General features: G+C 63.4%; 11 protein-coding genes. 7 read left to right on the top strand and 4 right to left on the bottom strand.

Annotation, left to right across the window (positions count from 1 at the left end; all coding sequences use genetic code 11):
* Positions 1-208: 208 nt before the first annotated feature.
* Positions 209-697, top strand: coding sequence for a TerB family tellurite resistance protein (locus ACTIFE_RS12870; protein ID WP_439529551.1), 489 nt, complete (start codon positions 209-211; stop codon positions 695-697).
* Positions 698-762: 65 nt separating this feature from the next.
* Positions 763-1,464 carry a glutamine amidotransferase gene (locus ACTIFE_RS12865; RefSeq protein ID WP_439529550.1) on the top strand — a complete coding sequence of 234 codons (702 nt, stop codon included), beginning with the start codon at positions 763-765 and terminating at the stop codon, positions 1,462-1,464.
* Positions 1,465-1,488: 24 nt separating this feature from the next.
* Here the strand turns inward: ACTIFE_RS12865 and ACTIFE_RS12860 are convergent, their stop codons facing one another.
* Positions 1,489-2,250 (bottom strand): TSUP family transporter, encoded by a 762-nt coding sequence (locus ACTIFE_RS12860; protein ID WP_439529549.1) that lies wholly within the window; start codon positions 2,248-2,250, stop codon positions 1,489-1,491.
* 434 nt (positions 2,251-2,684) lie between these two features.
* The gene (gene pyc, locus ACTIFE_RS12855) at positions 2,685-6,128 is read right to left on the bottom strand and encodes a pyruvate carboxylase (protein WP_439529548.1); all 3,444 of its coding nucleotides are present in this window, start codon (positions 6,126-6,128) and stop codon (positions 2,685-2,687) included.
* 736 nt (positions 6,129-6,864) lie between these two features.
* Between pyc and ACTIFE_RS12850 the strand changes: the two genes are divergently transcribed.
* From ACTIFE_RS12850 to ACTIFE_RS12830, 5 genes are all read left to right on the top strand, one after another.
* Positions 6,865-10,110 (top strand): helicase-related protein, encoded by a 3,246-nt coding sequence (locus tag ACTIFE_RS12850; protein ID WP_439529547.1) that lies wholly within the window; start codon positions 6,865-6,867, stop codon positions 10,108-10,110.
* 38 nt (positions 10,111-10,148) lie between these two features.
* Positions 10,149-10,559 carry an RNA-binding S4 domain-containing protein gene (locus ACTIFE_RS12845; RefSeq protein WP_439529572.1) on the top strand — a complete coding sequence of 137 codons (411 nt, stop codon included), beginning with the start codon at positions 10,149-10,151 and terminating at the stop codon, positions 10,557-10,559.
* Between the two features lie 189 nt (positions 10,560-10,748).
* Positions 10,749-11,087 (top strand): ferredoxin FdxA, encoded by a 339-nt coding sequence (gene fdxA, locus ACTIFE_RS12840; RefSeq protein ID WP_439529546.1) that lies wholly within the window; start codon positions 10,749-10,751, stop codon positions 11,085-11,087.
* A gap of 418 nt (positions 11,088-11,505) precedes the next feature.
* The gene (locus tag ACTIFE_RS12835; RefSeq protein ID WP_439529545.1) at positions 11,506-12,090 is read left to right on the top strand and encodes a CarD family transcriptional regulator; all 585 of its coding nucleotides are present in this window, start codon (positions 11,506-11,508) and stop codon (positions 12,088-12,090) included.
* A 206-nt stretch (positions 12,091-12,296) separates the two neighbouring features.
* Entirely contained in the window at positions 12,297-13,166 is an 870-nt protein-coding gene (locus ACTIFE_RS12830; protein WP_439529544.1) for an RNA polymerase factor sigma-32, read from the top strand.
* A gap of 270 nt (positions 13,167-13,436) precedes the next feature.
* Here ACTIFE_RS12830 and ACTIFE_RS12825 read toward each other — a convergent pair whose 3' ends face one another.
* Positions 13,437-14,840, bottom strand: coding sequence for a M48 family metalloprotease (locus ACTIFE_RS12825; RefSeq protein ID WP_439529571.1), 1,404 nt, complete (start codon positions 14,838-14,840; stop codon positions 13,437-13,439).
* A 154-nt stretch (positions 14,841-14,994) separates the two neighbouring features.
* Complete coding sequence (locus ACTIFE_RS12820) at positions 14,995-15,963, bottom strand: thermonuclease family protein (protein ID WP_439529543.1); 969 nt, start codon at positions 15,961-15,963, stop codon at positions 14,995-14,997.
* Between the last annotated feature and the right edge of the window lie 74 nt (positions 15,964-16,037).

Genomic DNA, 16,037 nt, shown 5'->3' with positions numbered 1-16,037 from the left:
AGGAATATGAAATCAATAGTTTAGAACAATTCCAGTCGATTCAATTCAGCGTAACTGTGACCTAAGTGCCGCAAGTCATTTGCAAACTGCCGTCAAAGAGCCACATGGGAAGCGCTCTGTAAGGAATATGCCTTATGCTGCTCTGCAGAAGGCCGGACGCCGGAGTGTCGGCAACTGACTGATTGGCTTTCGAGGACGGACGGACCGAATGCTCTCATCGCTCAAGCGCTTCATCAAGGAAGTCACTTTCGGAGAAAGCGAAGGGCTTACCTTCGCCGACGACGACCAGCGCCTGGCAGCAGCTGCCCTGCTGATCCATGTCATCAGCGTGGACGGGGACATGGACCCGGCGGAAAAGACCAAGCTGACCGATATCCTGCAGCAGCATTACAAGCTGAGTGACGAGGAAACAGCCGAGTTGATCCGCCTGGGCACAGACCGGGACAACGAGGCGGTTGATCTTTACGGCTTCACCTCCGTTCTGAAACGCAAGACGGATGAAGCCGAGCGCCATGCCATCATCGAGATGATGTGGCAGATCGCCTACGCCGACGGCCATGTCCACGAGTTCGAAGACAACACCGTTTGGCGGGTGGCGGAATTGTTGGGCGTTTCCTCTCGAGATCGCATCGCGCTGCGCCAGAAGGTTGCGCGCGAGCAGGATCATGAAGACGGCTCGGGCGGCGCATCTGCCTGAACGCCCGCCAAGGTCACCTGGCGGGCCCGTCACAGCAGCATGGCAAGGCATTCCAGCGATCAAAGATGACAGACAAGCGCATATTGATCGTCCTGCATCAGGAAACGTCGACACCGGGACGCGTCGGCCAGGAACTCGTCCGGCGTGGGTTCAGCCTCGACATCCGCCGCCCTCGCTTCGGCGACCCATTGCCCGGTGACATGCGACACCATGCAGGTGCCGTTGTGTTCGGCGGCCCGATGAGCGCCAACGACCCGGACGCCTACATCAGCCGGGAAATCGACTGGATCGGCGTTCCGCTGAAGGAGCAGAAGCCGTTTCTCGGCATCTGTCTCGGCGCACAGATGATGGTCCGGCATCTCGGCGGCAGGGTTGCCGCCCATCCCCGCGAGGAAGTCGAGATCGGCTACTACCCGCTGCACCCGACCACGGCTGGCAAGTCGCTGATGTCCTGGCCCGGCAAGGTCTATCAGTGGCACAGCGAGGGCTTTGACCTGCCGCGCGGGGCCGATCTCCTGGCAACGGGCGACACCTATCCTAACCAGGCCATCCGCGTCAGCCCACGAGCCTATGGCATCCAGTTTCATCCCGAATTGACCCATGCCATGATGGTGCGCTGGACCACGAAGGGCGCCCCGCGCATGGCGCAGCCCGGCGCGCAGGGTCGGCACGACCACTTTGCAGGCCGCTTCGTCTTCGATGGCGCCGTCCGCAAATGGCTGGACGATTTTCTGGATCTGTGGATCGGCCGGGCGGACAAGGCCTGACCAGCCCGTCTTTCAGGCAAGCCCTCAGGCTGGCCACATCCGGACCAGCACGCGGATGCTCATGGCAAAGCACATGATCACGGTGATCGGCCGGATGATCTTCGCGCCGCCCTTGAAGGCAAAATGCGCGCCGAGATAGGCCCCGCCGATCTGGCCGAGGATCATCACGCCGCCGGCGATCCAGGCAATGTTCCCGAACAGCACAAAATAGGCGAGCGCCGCCAGATTGCTGGTGACGTTGAACAGCTTGGCATGGGCGGTGGCAATGCGGATCGGCATGCCGCGCAGGATCACGAGCGACGTCGCCATGAACGATCCCGTGCCCGGCCCGAAGAACCCGTCATAGAACCCCAGCGCCGGCGCGACGGTTGCGGCATAGCGACCCTCTCCGATCCGGGGCTCTCGCTCCTCATCGAGGTTGCGGGCAAAGAACAGAAAATAAAAACCGATCGAGACCAGCAGCAGCGGAATGAACAGCACCAGAATGTCCGCATTGATCTGCTGCAGCACGAAGCCACCGAACATCGAGCCGATGGCAATCGCGGCAATGGCGGCAAGATTGCCGCGCACCGACACCATCTTGCGCCGGATGAAATACACCGCCGCCGTCAGCGATCCAAAACTGCCCTGCAGCTTGTTGGTCGCCAGCGCCGTGGCCGGCGGCACACCAACCAGCAAAAGGGCCGGAATGGTCAGGAGCCCCCCGCCCCCGGCAATCGCATCCACCCACCCGGCCAGCAGCGCGACGGCAAACAGGATAACGAGAATTTCGTAGGAGAATTCCATCGATGACGCCTCAAGCCGCTTGGTCCCGGCACCGCTGGGACAAGGCAATGTTCAAAATGCGGTTCCACCCAGTCACGACCTTGCTGACTGAACCTGTCGATCCGGCCCGACCCCAAATGCAGCGGTCATCCCCGCCTTGTGCGGGGATCCACACAGCATCGAACCAGCAGCAGAACGTCGAGAAAGCCCGGGAGTAGCCAAAAAGATCCCCGCACAAGGCGGGGATGACCGCTGAAGCTGTAGCAGTCTCCGTGCCATCGGGCCATCTGATTCAGGCGTGTCGGTTCTTCCCCTGTCACCCCGGGCCCTGTCACCCCGGGCGAAGCGCAGCGCAGACCCGGGGTGACAACACCAAGGCTGCGAACCTGCGGCAGAGCCAACAAAAAGGGGAGACCACCGGCCTCCCCTCCCGTATCGGTCCGGTCAGACCAGAATCACGCCTTGAACACCACCAGCAGGTCCTTGGCGTCGATCTGGCTGCCCGGCGTCACCAGCACTTCCGAAATGGTGCCATCGCGCTCTGCATGCAGGGCGGTTTCCATCTTCATGGCCTCGATCGACAGCAGCACGTCGCCGGCCTTGACGGCCTGACCAGCGGCAATGGCAACGGTCGACACGACGCCCGGCATCGGCGCGCCCACATGCGCCTCGTTGCCGGCCTCCGCCTTGCGGCGCAGCGCGGCGCCAGCGGCACCATGGGCACGATCCGGCACCTTGACGATGCGCGGCTGGCCGTTCAGCTCGAAGAACACCTTCTTCTCGCCCTGCTCGTCGGTCTCACCAAACGCCTGGCAGCGGACCACAAGGGTCTTGCCCGGCTCCAGCTCGATAAACAGCTCGTCGCCAGCTTCCAGCCCGTAGAAATAGGCCGGCGTCGGCAGCACCGAGGTCGGGCCGTACTGGCTCTGCGCCTTGGCGAAGTCGGTGAAGACCTTCGGATACATGAGGTAGGACGCCAGCGCATGGTCATCGATTTCGATGCCAGTCTTCTCGACCGCTTCCTTGCGCCGCGCTTCCAGATCTTCCGTCTTGAGCAGCGAGCCCGGCCGCGCGGTGATCGGGGCATCGCCCTTCAGTACCTTGGCCTGCAGCGCCTGCGGCCAGCCGGCGGGCGGCTGACCAAGATCGCCGCGCAGCATCTGCACCACGGAATCCGGGAAAGCCACGTCCTTGTCCGGGTTTTCGACATCGGCAACGGTCAAGCCCTGGCTGACCATCATCAGCGCCATGTCGCCGACCACCTTGGAAGACGGCGTCACCTTGACGATGTCACCGAACATCATGTTGGCGTCCGCATAGGCCTGCGCCACCTCGTGCCAGCGGGTCTCGAGGCCGAGCGAGCGGGCCTGCTCCTTCAGGTTGGTGAACTGTCCGCCGGGCATTTCATGCAGGTAGACTTCCGAGGCCGGGCCCTTCAGGTCGCTCTCGAAGGCCGCATACTGGTTGCGCACGGCCTCCCAGTAGAACGAGATCCGCCGGATCGCCTCGGCCGACAGGCCGGGATCGCGGTCCGAACCCTTCAGCGCCTCGACGATGGAGCCGAGGCACGGCTGCGACGTGTTGCCGGAGAAGGCATCCATCGCCCCGTCCACCGCATCGACGCCGGCCTCGACCGCCGCCAGAACGGTGGCCGCCGCGATGCCCGAGGTGTCGTGGGTGTGGAAGTGGATCGGCAGGCCAACCTCTTCCTTCAGCGCCTTGAACAGCACCCGTGCAGCGGCCGGCTTCAGGAGGCCCGCCATGTCCTTCACGCCGAGGATATGCGCGCCGGCTTTCTCGAGGTCCTTCGCCAGATTGACGTAGTACTTCAGGTCATACTTCGGCCGGGCGCTGTCCAGCAGGTCGCCGGTGTAGCACAGCGCACCTTCGCAGAGCTTGTCGGTCTCCAGCACCGCGTCGATGGAAACACGCATGTTCTCCACCCAGTTCAGGCAGTCGAACACACGGAATACATCGACACCGGCGCTGGCCGCCTGATGCACGAAGAAGCGCACCACGTTGTCGGGATAATTGGTGTAGCCCACGCCATTGGAGCCGCGCAGCAGCATCTGCAGCAGGATGTTCGGCGCCTTCTGGCGGATGAGGCGCAGACGCTCCCATGGATCTTCCGTCAGGAAGCGCATGGCCACGTCAAAGGTCGCTCCGCCCCAGCACTCCAGCGAGAACAGCTGCGGCAGGCCGGTGGCATAGGCATCCGTGATGGCGACGATGTCGTGGGTGCGCATGCGGGTGGCCAGCAGCGACTGATGGCCGTCACGCATGGTCGTGTCCGTCACCAGCACTTGCGGCTGCGCCTTCATCCAGGCGGCAAAGCCCTTCGGGCCCAGCTGTTCAAGAAGCTGCCGAGTGCCCTCAGGCTTGACGCTGCCGAAGTCCGGCACCACCGGATCGGCAACATCCTTGCCCGGACGCGGCCGGCCGCGGGTCTCAGGATGGCCGTTCACCGACACATCGGCGATGTAGGTCAGGAGCTTGGTGGCGCGGTCCTGCCGCTTCACCTGGGCAAATAGCTCCGGCGTGTCGTCGATGAAGCGCGTGGTGTAGTCATTGGCGCGGAAGGCCGGGTGACCAATGATGTTCTCCAGGAACACCAGGTTGGTGGCAACGCCGCGGATACGGAACTCGCGCAAGGCGCGGTCCATACGCAGGCAGGCTTCCTCGGCACTCGGCGCCCAGGCGGTGACCTTTTCCAGCAGCGGATCATAGAAGCGGGTGATCACCGCGCCGGAATAGGCGGTGCCACCGTCCAGGCGGATGCCAAAGCCGGTCGCACCGCGATAGGCGGTGATGCGGCCATAATCCGGGATGAAATTCTGTTCCGGATCTTCGGTGGTGATGCGGCACTGCAGGGCATGGCCATTGAGGCGCACATCTGCCTGCACCGGCACCCCGCTGGCCTCGGTGCCGATGACGGCGCCCCCGGCAATGCGGATCTGTGCCTTGACGATATCGATGCCGGTGACCTGTTCGGTCACCGTGTGCTCGACCTGCACGCGCGGGTTCACTTCGATGAAATAGATCGCGCCCGTGTCGGCATCCATCAGGAATTCGACCGTGCCCGCACCGCAATAGTCCACCGCGCGACCGATCTTCAGGCCGTAGTCGCACAGTTCCTTGCGACGGTCTTCGGCGAGATAAGGCGCCGGCGCGCGCTCGACCACTTTCTGGTGCCGCCGCTGGATCGAGCAGTCGCGCTCGAACAGGTGCACGAGGTTGCCGTGGCTGTCGCCCAGGATCTGCACCTCGACGTGGCGGGCACGCTGGACCAGCTTTTCCAGATAGATTTCGTCCTTGCCGAAGGCCGCCTTGGCCTCGCGCTTGGCGGCGACGACATCGCGCACCAGTGTCGCCTCGTCGCGGATGACGCGCATGCCACGACCACCGCCGCCCCAGGATGCCTTCAGCATCACCGGATAGCCGATGCCGGCAGCAAGCTTCTTGATCTCTTCGATATCGTCCGGCAGCGGATCGGTCGCCGGCATCACCGGCACGCCAGCCTCGATGGCGAGGTTGCGCGCGGCCACCTTGTTGCCGAGCCGGCGCATGGTGTCCGGCTTCGGGCCGATGAAGATGATGCCATTCTGGGCACAGGCCTCGGCAAATTCCGGGCTTTCCGACAGGAAGCCGTAGCCGGGATGGATCGCATCGGCGCCGGACAGCTTGGCAACGCGGATAATTTCGTCGATCGACAGGTATGCCTCGATGGGCCCGAGGCCTTTGCCTACTTGATAGGCTTCGTCTGCCTTAAATCTGTGCAGGGCGAGTTTATCCTGCTCCGCAAAGATGGCCACGGTTTTCAGGCCAAGCTCATTGGCCGCACGGAATACACGAATTGCGATTTCTGACCGGTTGGCGACAAGTATCTTGCGGATGCTCAAGCCCGTACCCTCCCTTGGATTGATGGCGACAACTCATACAAAGGGATGATGTGCAAGGAAAGGGCCAGTATCACTGACCTTCCGGTCGATGATCTCCTCACACGCCTCTGCGCCCTGAAATGGGACAGTTCCCTTAATATTTTTGGCGTGTCGTTTGGTTACATCAGCAACTGAGCCGGATACGCTGCGCTCATCTGGTAGCCGCACCAGCAAGGGACACCAGATCCAGACAGAACAAGTCCGGAACAACGCCAGGTCAGCGATTCGTCCGTGCTGTGTTCACCAATAGCCCCACAGGTTGCAGACACGGGTTGTAAAATCATCTGGCAGATTAACCCGATCTTGACACTTGACGTCTTTTTGACCCGAGTCGCCGGCAGGCGCTGAAAACACGCCAAATCCTTGAGCAGATTCACGATTTCGTATCAGACATGCGCCCGTTATCTACATGTCGTAGGGAACAAATCCTGAATCAGACGATGTCAGCGATTCGGGCGCCCTTTGTTCCAGACTCGTTCCACGTGTACCGGAACACCCCCGTCCGCCACGCCCGAAATGAAAGGGGGACAGAGCCGCAAGGCCTGTGCTAGACACCCTCGATCCGGCCCCCTGCCTGGCAGTTCCGCTGCGGGGAAGCCTCCTTCTGCGGACTGGCCCGCGTCCCCCGGGACGGGACGGGCCGGCCCCTCCACTGCAAGGCCGCAACCTGCAAGGCCGGAACAAAGCACCCCCCGCAATGCCTTCGATCAAGACCTTGCCGTTGCCGCCGGCCGCCCGGTCCCGAACCGTGACTGCGGTGCTTGGCCCGACCAACACGGGCAAGACGCATCTGGCCATCGAAAGGATGCTGGCCCAGCCCTCTGGCCTGATCGGCCTGCCGCTGCGCCTGCTTGCGCGCGAGGTCTACACCCGGCTTGTGTCCCGCGCGGGCGAGGCAGCCGTCGCCCTGATCACGGGCGAGGAAAAGATCATCCCGAAGGCACCCCGCTTCTGGGTCTCGACGGTCGAGGCAATGCCGCTCGACCTCAACACCGAATTTGTCGCCATCGATGAGGTGCAACTCGCCGCCGATCTGGATCGCGGCCATGTCTTCACCAACCGCATCCTCAACCTGCGAGGACGCTCCGAGACGCTGCTGCTTGGTGCTGCAACCGTGCGCCCGCTGCTGGAAAAGCTGATTCCGGGCCTGAACGTTGTCACCCGGCCGCGCATGTCGGTGCTGAGCTACGCCGGCTCGAAAAAGATCACCCGCCTGCCTCCCCGGTCAGCCGCAGTCGCCTTTTCCGCCTCGGAAGTCTACGCCATCGCGGAACTTGTGCGGCGTCAGCGCGGCGGCGCGGCCGTGGTCCTCGGATCGCTCAGCCCGCGCACGCGCAATGCCCAGGTCGAACTGTTCCAGAATGGCGATGTCGACTATCTGGTAGCGACGGACGCCATTGGCATGGGCCTCAACCTGGATGTCGATCACATCGCCTTTGCCGGCAACCGCAAATATGACGGCTACCAATATCGAGCCCTCAGCCCGTCGGAGATGGCCCAGATCGCCGGTCGCGCCGGACGTCACATGCGCGACGGCACGTTTGGCGTCACTGGCCGCGTCGATCCGCTCGACGACGATCTGGTCGAGGCCATCGAAAGCCATCGCTTCGATTCGCTGAAAGTGCTGCAATGGCGCAACAGCCAGCTGGACTTCTCCACGCTGGTCACCTTGCGCGAAAGCCTCGACCAGCCGCCGCGTGAGGAAGGCCTCACCCGTGCACCGGTCGGTGATGACATTCTAGCCCTTGAACACGCTGCCCGCGATACCGACATCCGCGACATGGCGCGTAGCCAGGGGCGCGTTGAACTTCTGTGGGACGTATGCCAGGTTCCGGACTATCGCAAGATCGCCCCGGCCAACCACGCGGACCTCTTGACGCAGCTGTACACGTTGCTCGTGCGCAACGGCCACGTCGACGATGACTGGTTTCAGCGTCAAGTGGCTTTCGCAGACAGGGTGGATGGTGATATCGACACTTTGGCGAACCGGATTGCGCATATCCGCACCTGGACATTCGTTGCCAACCGTGTCGACTGGTTGAAGGACCCTGCCCACTGGCAGGGTGTCACCCGCGGCATAGAAGACAGACTGTCGGACGCCTTGCACGAACGCTTGACCCAGCGTTTCGTTGACAGGCGGACAAGCGTATTGATGAGACGTTTGAGAGAGAACGCCATGCTGGAAGCGGAAATCACGCCGAGTGGAGACGTGCTTGTGGAGGGCCAGCATATTGGCCGCCTGCAGGGCTTCCGCTTCGCACCCGATGCGGTTGCGGACAGCCCGGAGGGCAAAGCCGTCCGCGCCGCTGCCCAGAAGGCGCTTGCGAGCGAAATCGAGGCGCGCGCAGATCGCTTGTCGCGCGCTCCAAACGAGGATTTTGTCCTGTCGAGCGAAGGCACCATTCGCTGGCAGGGTGAGCCGGTCGCCAAGCTCACCGCAGGCGAGGATGCTCTTGCCCCCGGTTTCGTCCTGCTCGCTGACGAGCATCTGACGGGCCCGGCCCGTGACAAGGTGCAGGAGCGGGTCAATCTCTGGCTCAGGGCCCATATCGGCACGCTGCTGAAGCCGCTGACCGATCTGAAGGATGCTGAAGGCCTTGAAGGCCTTGCCCGTGGCATCGCCTTCCGCATCTATGAAAGCCTCGGCATTCTCGAGCGTCAGGACGCCGCCAACGAAATCCGCCAGCTCGACCAGGACATGCGCGCGTCCATGCGCAAGCTGGGCGTGCGCTTCGGCGCCTACAACATCTATGTGCCCGCGCTGCTGAAGCCGGCACCGAGCCAGTTGCTGGCCCAGCTCTGGGCGTTGAAGCATGGCACGCCGGACATGCCGGGTCTTGCCGAACTGCCGCAATTGTCTGCATCTGGCCGCACCTCGATCATGGTCGATCCGCAGATCGACAAGACGCTGTACAAGGTCGTCGGCTTCCGCGTCTGTGGCCCGCGCGCCGTGCGCGTCGACATTCTGGAGCGCCTTGCCGATCTCATCCGCCCGCTGATCGCCTGGAAGCCGCTTGATCCGACTGTCATGCCGCCGGATGGTGCCATCGCCCAGGGCGGTGCTTTCACCGTTACTGTGGCCATGACATCGCTGCTGGGTTGCGCGGGCGAGGACTTTGCCGAGATCCTGAAGTCGCTCGGCTACCGCGCCGAGAAGCGCGAGATCCAGCGTCCGGCAACGGCGAGAGCCAAGACCACAGAGACCACCAGCGCAACGATGCCTGCGCAGGCCCCTGAACAAGTATCCGAGGCGACCGCCGACACCGCTGCAGAGGCTGCCCCTGAGGAGGCAACCGAAGCCATGGCTGATACCGCAGCATCCGAGGCAAATACTTCTGCCCCGGTAACTGCAGACGCCGACGCAAACATCACCGCCGAGGCCGAAGCCGCAGGGGCCGTGCCGGCAACAGACAGTCCGGCGCCGGCCGAGGCGGCTGAGCTGGAAACGATCACCATCGACATCTGGCGCCCCGGTCGCGGCGAACGGCGTGGCCGGCCCGAAGGCGACGCCCGTCGCGGCGGCGACCGCAACCGCCGCCAGGGGCAAGGCCAGGGCCAAGGTCAGGGTCAGACGCAAGGCGAAGGCCAGGGCGAGGCAAGGGGCGAAGGCCGTGGCCAGGGCCGTGGCGACCGTCGTCCCTATCAGGGCAAGCGTGAAGGCGGGCCGGAAGGTGCACGTGAAGGCGGTCGCCCAGAAGGCCGTCGCAACGATGCCAACCGTCCTGACGGTGCGCCGCGTGGCGATGACCGCCGTGGTGGCCCGCGCCGCGACGACCGCAAGGGCGGTGGCAAGCCGCAAGGCCACGGCAATCGCGACCAGGGCAACCGTGACCAGGGCAACCAGGCCAACCGCGCGCCGCGCGCCGAAAAGCCGATTGATCCGAACTCGCCCTTCGCCGCGCTGCTCGCGCTGAAGGCCAGCATGGAAAAAGGCAAGTCCTGAGCCAGACATCTTCGGCAGGCCCGCAGCCCTCACAGCGCATCGACAAGTGGCTCTGGTTCGCCAGGGTCACGAAGTCGCGCACGCTGGCGCAGAAGCTGGCCTCCGGAGGTCATGTCCGGGTCAACCGCGACAAGATCGACAGCGCCAGCAAGGCGATCCGGCTGGGGGATGTGCTGACGATCACCCTCGAGCGCCGTGTCGTGGTGCTTGAGGTTCTGGGGCTCGGCACCCGGCGCGGACCAGCCCCGGAAGCAGCGCTTCTCTACAAGGATCTGACCCCGCCGCCACCGGTCGAGGCCGACCATCAACGACCTCAGCGGGTCGCGGCCCGCGATCCGGGCTCTGGACGCCCGACCAAGCGCGACCGCCGCCGCATGGATGCCTTCACTGAAGAGCCTTTGGACGGCTTCTTGGATGGATTGAGGCCCGGAAGGGATGATCCGGAGTAAGTTGATCCCCGGAGAGGCAACGAGACGCACCAGCTTTTCTTTCCCGGCGCCGCGGATCGCCTTAGTTTGCTTGCCAGGAAAAGCCAAACGAGATACCCAAGCGGCCCAGAAACGGTGCCTTGGCCAAAGCCTGCGACCAACGGGCGGGCGAACCGGTCCCATGGGACGGCCATCAGCAAGAGGATCGCGATGACCTACGTCGTCACTGACAACTGCATCAAGTGCAAGTACACGGATTGCGTCGAAGTCTGCCCGGTGGATTGCTTCTACGAGGGCGAGAACATGCTCGTCATCAATCCGGACGAGTGCATCGATTGCGGCGTGTGCGAGCCGGAGTGCCCGGCCGAGGCCATTCTGCCGGATACCGAACCAGGTCTCGAGAAGTGGATCGAGCTGAACGCCGACTATGCGGCGAAATGGCCGAACATCACGGAAAAGAAAGATGCCTTGCCGGAGGCACCGGAGTTCGACGGCATCAAGAACAAACTGGAAAACCACTTCTCGCCCAAGGGCCCGAACGGCGCCTGAGAAGCCCGAACAGCAATCGGCAACTTGCATAAATGCCCTTGCGTAACCCATAGAGGCGCGCCGGCTGCAAACAGCCGGTGCGCTTTATGCTTTGGTTTTCATGGTTTTTGTGCTAGCTTACTGAAGTTGTCGTCGCAGTCTTTGGTCCCCACCCTCCCGCAGGAGGTTTTTTTATGGTCGCAGTCCGATGCTGGATTGTGTGTCAGGCGCTGCCGCCTACCACAGATAACCAGATGAAGAGCGACCCTCTGGGACACGCAGTCTCCGATGACTGACCATCCATAGACGTAAAGACTGGTGCGGCGCTTCTCTTATGCATTCGCGCGCCCGGTTTTCGTTTCAACACAAACACGTGCCGCCGCCAAGGCGGCATGATACGGCCCATCGGGCCGGCAACTGCGCAGGAGTTACAAGGCGTATGGCAACCATGATTAAAAAGACCGCGCAGCGTCAGGGTTTCAAGACCGGTGAACATATCGTCTATCCGGCCCATGGTGTCGGCCAGATCATGGCCATCGAAGAGCAGAGCGTCGCAGGCCACACGCTGGAACTGCTCGTGATCAGCTTTGAAAAAGACAAGATGACCTTGCGCGTTCCCGTCGCCAAGATCGTGACCGTAGGCATGCGCAAGCTGGCTGATGGCCCGGCCATCAAGAAGGCCCTGGAAACCGTTCGTGGCCGCCCGCGCGTCAAGCGCACCATGTGGAGCCGCCGCGCGCAGGAGTACGAAGCCAAGATCAACTCCGGCGACCTGCTTGCCATTTCGGAAGTCGTTCGCGACCTGTACCGTTCCGACACCCAGCCGGAACAGTCTTATTCCGAGCGTCAGCTGTATGAAGCTGCCCTTGACCGCATGGCCCGCGAAATCGCGGCCGTGAACAAGTGCTCCGAAACCGAAGCCGTCAAGCAGATCGAGCAGAACCTCGCCAAGACCCCGGCCCGCGTCAAGCCGCTCGACGGCGTCGAGGACGAGGCAGAAGGCGATCAGGAAGAAGCCGCCTGATCCACCGATCAGCGCTCCGTTCGTATCGATCCAAGGCCCGGCAGACCCCTGCCGGGCCTTTTTCCGTCCGCTCCCCCCTGCGACCTCCCGCCACGGCTGCAGTGCCGGAATTGTGAGGGTCTGGAGGCTAGATTCATCGCACGCGATTGATCTACAGTCGATGAGACGGCGTAGATGGACCAGCAACGATGAGGAGCGATGCCATCATGTCTACATCGATGAGCGACCGCCGGAACATGGTCAAGGCAGCCATGTCCGCCCCCTATCTGACCCGCGAGGAAGAACACGCCCTCGCCGTGAAGTGGCGCGAGCAAGGCGACCAGAAATCCCTCGAGCGCCTCTCCCTGTCGCACATGCGCCTGGTCATCGCGGTTGCGTCCCGCTTCCGCACCTTCGGCCTGTCCATGAGTGATCTCATCCAGGAAGGTCATGTCGGGCTGCTCGAGGCTGCAAGCCGCTTCGAGCCAGAGCGCGAAGTGCGTTTCTCCACCTATGCCACCTGGTGGATCCGCGCCTCGATCCAGGACTATATCCTGCGCAACTGGTCCATCGTGCGCGGAGGCACATCCTCGACCCAGAAGTCCCTGTTCTTCAACCTGCGGCGCCTGAGAGCCAAGCTCGCCGCCGAGCAGCAGGGCCTCCCGGACAGCGAGATGCACCGCCAGATCGCCGAGACCCTGGGCGTGAAGACTGCCGACGTCGACCTGATGGCCGCCCGCCTCTCCGGTCCCGACACCTCCCTCAATGCCCCGCTGAACGAGGCCGATGGCGGCACGGCGGACCGCCAGGATTTCCTGGTTTCCGATGCCCCGCTGCCGGAAGAACTGGTGAGTGACAACATCGACGGCGAACGCCAGCGTCGCTGGTTGCGGTCTGCCATGGACGTCCTGACCGAACGCGAGCGCAAGGTGCTTGAGGAGCGTCGTCTGCGCGATGACAGCGCAACGCTGGAATCGATTGGCCAGACCATGGGTATTTCGAAGGAACGCGTCCGGCAGATCGAGAACCGGGCGCTGGAAAAGCTGCGGGCAGCCCTGCTGAAGATCCACCCGGACCGCCTCGCCTTCATGCCCTGAGGCCGGCGCTTCACAAGTCGAAAAGAAAAAGCCGGACCCCAGCGTCCGGCTCGGGCTGGTCATAAACCTTCAATGGTCATCCCGGACGCAGCGAAGCGGAGATCCGGGACCGGAGAGCCAAAGTCTCTCGGTTACTAACTCATTGGGATATCGATACCTTGACTCTCCGGTCCCGGCTCGGCGCTAAGCTTGGCCGGGATAACTTCGGTGAGATCGAGGTTTGTCATCAAGCTCAGCCGGACCCCAGGGGCCGGCTTTTTGGGTCTGCCTTCAATCGACCACCAGCTTGACGGCGGTTCCTGCCGGTAGCTCCTCATCTGGCCCAAAGCCGTTCAGGACAGAAAAGAACTCAAGCCGCCGCGACGGTTCAATCCCGTTCATGCCGATTGCCAGTGTTCGCGGCGTGTCACCGGGTTGGCTTTTCACCACCTTGATGCGCAGCGACTGCAGCCGGGCCCGCTCGGTTGGCGTCAACTGCCGGAAGCTCTGGATCGTGTCTTCATATTCCCGGTTGAAGGTGGTGTTCGGGTCCCGGCTGGCAAAGATGAAGCGGTAGCCGTTGCGGCCGATGCGCACCACCGCAATACGGAACGACCAGCCTTGTGTGATGGCCGATCCGACCACTGCCGGCAGCCCGTTGATAGTCGTCTCGCGTACGCTTTCCGGCAGGAGACCGTTGATCCAGCCTGCGGTCATGTATTTGCGCAGGTCATCGTAATTCGTCAGGTCCGCGCCATCGAACCGCATCGCCGTACCGGCGCCGTTGCTGGCCAGAACCGCCTCAGGCGAATTTTCAAGCACATAGCCCGCCGGCACCGAGAAGCCGATGCCCAGTGCCTTGTGCAGGAAGTCGCGCCCGCGCACGAAACCTTCAAGCGGATCATCGCCGAACAGCATGCCATCGATGCTGGCGAGATAGGCGGTGCGGTCCCGCTCGCCGATGCCGGGCGCTCCGACCTGCCGCGCCGCCTGCACCGCCAGCGTCACGCGTTCCGGCGTCGTCGGGTGCGATGACAGGAAGTCTGGCGCGCTGGAGCCGTCCTTGCGCGCGTTCTGCAGCGCTGCAAACTGCGACATGGACGACAGGAAGCGGGAGGCCGCAAAAGGGTCGAACCCGGCGCCTGCCAGCGTTTTCACGCCAACCACATCGGCCTGCAGTTCCTGGACCTGCGAGAACCGGGCAAAGGACAATTGTGATGACAGCACGGCCTCGCGCGCCCGCGCCGGATCACGCACCACATTCGAGACAACCCGATTGGCAAGCTCGGTTGCCTCGGCCTTCTGCTGCCGTTCGATGGCGTGGTTGGCGGTGACATGCGCCATCTCATGCGCCAGGACGGCGGCCACTTCCGACGTGTCATTGGCCAGCGCCAGCAGCCCGCGCGTGATGTAGAGATAGCCACCGGGCAACGCGAAGGCGTTGACGGCCGGCGAGTTCAGGATGGTGATGCGATAGCTCTGACTTGGGTCATCCGATGCGGCAACCAGCCGCCCGACAACCGAGGCGATCGCCCGCTCCGCGCCGGCGTCCTCATAGACACCGCCATAAGTCGCCACGACACGTGGATGCTCGCGCTCGCCGATATCTGCGGCCAGGCCCGGTCGCAGCGTCCCGGGCGTGACGACGCCGACCGTCGCCGACTTGCCGCCCAGCATCTGGCACCCGGCCAGCATGATGATCGACGACACCAGCACAGCCACGCGCGATAGCCAGCGCAGCCGCCTGCCGTCGCGTCGATCCAGGCGCGCCGAAGTCCCGGTTTCCAGGCGTTCCGTCGGTGTGGGCATCATCTCAACCGGCAACTTGCTTCCCGCCTGTCGCATCTCGTCAATTGGCCCATTCGATCTGGGCCGGATCGGTCACTTCGATATGGGGGCCATCCTTTTCAAGGACAACGCCCCGCACGCGCACTCTTGAACCCTCCATCCGCATCGGGTCCATCCCCTTTGCGGCCAGTTGGCCCTCGATGCTGCTGCTGAATGTAACGGTAAAGTCGGTGGCCCATCGACCTCCGAAATTCAAATACCGGGTATCGCGGGCTTTTCCAAGCGATTCAACACGGCCTTCGACGATTGCAAACCGACCGTTGCGCGCCAGCACCGCTTGCGGATCGCGAGCATCGAGGCGCAGGCCGGGCAGCAGGTTGGAGCGACCCCAAAGCCCCTTTTTTGCCTGCCGTGCGAGGGCTTCCGCCCGCGCGTATGCCTCCGCACACCCCGCCGGCTGATAAGCTGGCCAAATCGCCGCCAGCCCTTCAGCCAGAAGATGCACCTGCAGCAGATGTCCGGCAGCCGCCAGAACAGGCACCTTGCCCCAACGGTCGGGCGCATCCAGCACCAGCAGCCGAAGCTCGAGACCGATCAGGATCTGCCTGGCGGCGGCATCCAGATAGACGCCGGCAAGCGTCACCTTCCGTCCGCCTGCAAGCTCGAGCGTGCCGTCTGCCAGAACCTCGCTGACGCGGAAAGCGGCTTCCTCCCACACCGGAGCCCCGCCCTCACCCTGCGGCCGGTTCCCGGCAGGTTTTGTGCCGGTGGCCTCACACGGTCCGGCCTGCGCGGCCCCGGACGAGATGCTGCCGCCCGCAGCGACCGCAACAAGGCACACGACTGTCAGCCTGTGCAGGCGCCGCCGCCAGCCCCCCATCGAATCGCTGCGCAGCACCGCAGGGCAAGCACCGGCAGAAGGGTACAGCCTGTCGCGCAGGGCGTCCCCGGAACGAGAGCCGGATCGGCTCTCTCCCATAGCAGCGAGATATTTGGCCAAGGCAATTCGGGAATGGGCAGCTCCGGTCATATCCGGCCATCTCCCGCCATGATCCGACATTCCCATCCCCCACCCCGATCTGCCCGGCACTGCACAAAACCCTG

Source organism: Pannonibacter sp. (assembly GCF_051860505.1).
Taxonomy (GTDB): domain Bacteria; phylum Pseudomonadota; class Alphaproteobacteria; order Rhizobiales; family Stappiaceae; genus Pannonibacter.
This window is presented reverse-complemented; position numbering and strand designations above follow the sequence as displayed.

Bases quoted from the DNA above. Each gene is read 5' to 3' on its own strand.
- ACTIFE_RS12870 (WP_439529551.1), top strand. From the start codon at position 209: ATGCTCTCATCGCTCAAGCGCTTCATCAAGGAAGTCACTTTCGGAGAA.
- ACTIFE_RS12865 (WP_439529550.1), top strand. From the start codon at position 763: ATGACAGACAAGCGCATATTGATCGTCCTGCATCAGGAAACGTCGACA.
- ACTIFE_RS12860 (WP_439529549.1), bottom strand. From the start codon at position 2,250: ATGGAATTCTCCTACGAAATTCTCGTTATCCTGTTTGCCGTCGCGCTG.
- ACTIFE_RS12850 (WP_439529547.1), top strand. From the start codon at position 6,865: ATGCCTTCGATCAAGACCTTGCCGTTGCCGCCGGCCGCCCGGTCCCGA.
- fdxA (WP_439529546.1), top strand. From the start codon at position 10,749: ATGACCTACGTCGTCACTGACAACTGCATCAAGTGCAAGTACACGGAT.
- ACTIFE_RS12835 (WP_439529545.1), top strand. From the start codon at position 11,506: ATGGCAACCATGATTAAAAAGACCGCGCAGCGTCAGGGTTTCAAGACC.
- ACTIFE_RS12830 (WP_439529544.1), top strand. From the start codon at position 12,297: ATGTCTACATCGATGAGCGACCGCCGGAACATGGTCAAGGCAGCCATG.
- ACTIFE_RS12825 (WP_439529571.1), bottom strand. From the start codon at position 14,840: ATGCTGGCCGGGTGCCAGATGCTGGGCGGCAAGTCGGCGACGGTCGGC.
- ACTIFE_RS12820 (WP_439529543.1), bottom strand. From the start codon at position 15,963: ATGACCGGAGCTGCCCATTCCCGAATTGCCTTGGCCAAATATCTCGCT.